The following is a 3,332-nucleotide window of genomic DNA, read 5'->3' as shown; positions in this document are numbered from 1 at the left end:
CACGCATGTGCTTGGACTGAAAAACCGCTAGTACGACAACTACCGCGATCAGAAATTCACCGGACGATCTTGTTCCCCAATGAGAGTAGCGAACAGCTGCAAATTACCACAGAAAGCGGTGAAGGCTAGCGGCCGATGCAAGGCACAGTTAGTTTCACACAGGAACCGACGGTTGGCCATCACACATATCAGAATGCTCAACCTGATGGTGGAGTCAACGCGATGACCATTGGCGCAACGCGGACAGGTCGACATAACGCGTTGATGTTGTGATACATTAAGAATATGGCGGCGACCGAGCCGCCGGGCCCCATTTGTCTCCGACTTTCGCACGAGCCGGACCCTCGCCATAGATTGCGATCATATGGCTCACTGCCAAAACGTGCTAAGTTGTCTGTTGCGAGCGCGGGAGGTGCTTGCCATGAGACTCTCAATCGCAATCGTCTTCAGTCTTTCAATTGCGTTGTTTGCTGTTAGCGGAAACGCCGAGGAAACTCGCCCGAAATTTCCTCCGGACGAGAAATTGAATGTTCCCTCCCTCACCCTTACTGACGAGCAGTTTCTGAAGGGAGATACCGCAGGCGGCGTTCCCGTCACTCTGACGGGAGAGCTTAGATTTCCCAATTGGGACGAGAAACTACCTGCTGTCGTGATTCTGCACGGCAACTCTGGACCTGTGAGCAGCATCGGAGCCCGATGGGCCGCCTTACTCAACAAAATGGGGATTGCCACGTTCCGTCTCGACAGTTTCGGCGGACGCGGCGTAGTCAACCTTATGACAGATCAGACCCGGCTAAGCTTTGTCACGCGATTTTACGACACCTATCGCGCCGTCGACGTTCTCGCTGCTCACCCGCGCATCGATCCGTCGCGGATTGCTGTATTAGGCTACTCAAGCGGAGGCACTACGGCGCTCTATACCTCCCTGCGACGCTTTCAAAACGCCCATGGGCCGACCAAAACGCGCATCGCTGCACATCTTGCCTTCTATGGTGCATGCAACATTCAATTCATCGATGAACTCGACGTTGCCGACGCACCAATCCGCGAATTCCACGGCTCCGCCGACGATCAGACCCTGGCTGCGCCCTGCCGTCACTACATCGCGCGCCTCAATGCTGCCGGGAAGGATGCTGTCATGACCGAGTATCCCGGCGCGTACCACGGGTTTGACGAACCCAAGTCGGTGCCCAACTCAATGGCGCAGACATCGCGCAATTGCCAGCGCCGTGAAGAAGACGGGAAGATACTCAACGTCGCTACGAATAAGCCGTTCACCTCCGACGACGCTTGCATGGAACTCGGCTCGACCGAGCGTTACGACAAAGTTGCAGCTGAAGCTGCGCAGGCAGCGGTGAAGCAGTTATTAACCGAAGTGTTCCGACTTAACTGATTACCATTTTCACCGACTACGAAGCGGCCTGAGCTAGCAGAGTTGTCGGCGGCGACCCTTAAGGCGCTACCGGGTGTCGTGAAGGAAATGGAAGCGTCCGATTTCAAATCCGGCGTTTACACAGAAATCGCAGAGTACGTGACATACCACTGTCGTCAGATGATCAGCAACCTGAAGACCGACCCTTCCCTTGACGACGACGAAACAGAAGACCACCCAGGGACGCTTGATGAGCCGTCGGAAGAGATTCCGATTTCCCCCTAGTTCCCTGGGATGCTTCCTATTGCGTTTCGATATTCTCTCGCCCTCCAAAACCGATCAAGAATTCGGTGGCTACGGCGTGCTCTCCATCGCCGAGAATCTCGATCTCTCGTAAAGCGAAAGTGGGCTAGATTGCTGTCCGGCCGGACGAGCACCCCGGCGCGACATACGATGACGTTGGGCGAGACGAGCTGCGGACATCGCCTCTCAGGAACGACAAAGGTTATGGCTTGGTTGATTTCCTACGTAGTTCCAGCGGAGCCAGAAAGAGAGCGCTCTCTTTATGGCGTCCAATCTGGCTAGCGCACCCTGATAGCGGTATTACCCGGAGTGGCAGTTGATTGGTCCACTGAATTCATGTCCATCCTCGATCCCGACCTAAACGACCGAACTCGGGTGCCGGCATCGGGCCGCGGCAAACGAATGCCGTCAAAATCTTGCCTGAAGTCGCCAACCGAGTCCTGATCGGTGTTCCCGGTAGAGTTCAAGCGGGAGCCGCCAATGGACTGGCCCGAGTTCACGCTGCCCATGGAACTATCGAGAGACTGGCCCGAATGAAAGCCTCCACCCATGCCGCCGCCATGGCCTCCACCCATGCCACCGCCGCGTGCAAAAGCGGATGCGAACGGTGTGGTGATAAGCAAGGCGGCCAATGCCGTACGTAATACTAAAGAGCGCATGTTGAGCGTCTCCTGAACTTGAGGGCAAGGTCGTCGCCCTCTACTGCAAGTCCGTCTGGTTCCRTCGCGTCATGATGAATATCGATATCCATCGTCGGCGGTTCCCGGCTTGCTAAACTGATTTATGATATAGTTGATGTGGTTCAAGATAACGATAAGTAAATTACGTGTGAGAGGTCGTGAATTACTTCGTTAGAGAAGCAATCGTCAAGAGCAAAAAAACGCCATCACACCACAGGTGAAACTCAATTTAGGGCGAATACATCACCTGTAGTAAACGCCAATGTCACTCTTGCGGCCGACCCCACCAGAAGCAGCGTTATCAAGATCGCATCGAGCTTTTTCATAACGTTATCCTTGTGCCTGGGGCGACCGCCTCGATCTTAAAGATGTTTCATCAGAGAGAGGCGGAAGCGTTGGTGAGCCAGAAACGTACGGCTTCCGGAATAATAGGATCGGTAACAGGCAGGTGCTGCCGACGGAGCTTCGTCGCTGAAGCTGCAACGGTCATGCAGAATAGGATGATCAAGTATTGAACTGACCTTCATGGCGGCCACTCCTTCGCAACTCGTTTCCATATGGTAACGAGGCAACGGCGCATGATCCATCATACAAACGTGCGGGTGGGTAGTGCGTTGGTTTGTAAAAGTCATACTTTCGTTTGCTGGCCTGTGGCAAAGCAATGCGCCCTCGCGGCCGAGTAAACCTGCACGAGTTATGGTATTAACGATTATCCAAGCCGTGTGATCGATTTACTGTTTTACTATTTGCAATCAGTCGGATTGTAGGAATGACAATGCCGAGCTAGGTATGCCGCTGGTACCCGCCTGAGACTCCGGATGGAGAAAGGATGATCTGCCAAAGCTGGATCTGACGAGCACGGAAGCACCCAGCCATACACAACAGATAATACCGCCACATACGATAAAAGCGATCGCCGTATCTCGAAGCGAGCGCAGGCCAAGCGGCTTCAAACCGCTTATGCCATGCCAACAAGG

4 protein-coding genes are annotated in these 3,332 nt (G+C 54.2%); 2 read left to right on the top strand and 2 right to left on the bottom strand.

Features of this window, described 5'->3' with window-relative positions:
• Positions 1–421: 421 nt before the first annotated feature.
• Together ACXJ5O_RS22340 and ACXJ5O_RS22335 are read left to right on the top strand one after the other, a co-directional pair.
• Positions 422–1,393, top strand: coding sequence for a dienelactone hydrolase family protein (locus ACXJ5O_RS22340; protein ID WP_457301808.1), 972 nt, complete (start codon positions 422–424; stop codon positions 1,391–1,393).
• A 42-nt stretch (positions 1,394–1,435) separates the two neighbouring features.
• On the top strand, positions 1,436–1,657 hold the full coding sequence (locus tag ACXJ5O_RS22335) for a hypothetical protein (RefSeq protein WP_457301807.1): 222 nt from the start codon (positions 1,436–1,438) through the stop codon (positions 1,655–1,657).
• A gap of 296 nt (positions 1,658–1,953) precedes the next feature.
• Here ACXJ5O_RS22335 and ACXJ5O_RS22330 read toward each other — a convergent pair whose 3' ends face one another.
• Both ACXJ5O_RS22330 and ACXJ5O_RS22325 read right to left on the bottom strand, forming a co-directional pair.
• Entirely contained in the window at positions 1,954–2,334 is a 381-nt protein-coding gene (locus ACXJ5O_RS22330; protein ID WP_457301806.1) for a hypothetical protein, read from the bottom strand.
• An 804-nt stretch (positions 2,335–3,138) separates the two neighbouring features.
• The gene (locus ACXJ5O_RS22325; protein ID WP_457301809.1) at positions 3,139–3,327 is read right to left on the bottom strand and encodes a class I SAM-dependent methyltransferase; all 189 of its coding nucleotides are present in this window, start codon (positions 3,325–3,327) and stop codon (positions 3,139–3,141) included.
• Between the last annotated feature and the right edge of the window lie 5 nt (positions 3,328–3,332).

Source organism: Phyllobacterium sp. P5_D12 (assembly GCF_054049495.1).
Note: the sequence above shows the minus strand (reverse complement) of the source record. Positions and strands in the feature narration are given on the sequence as shown.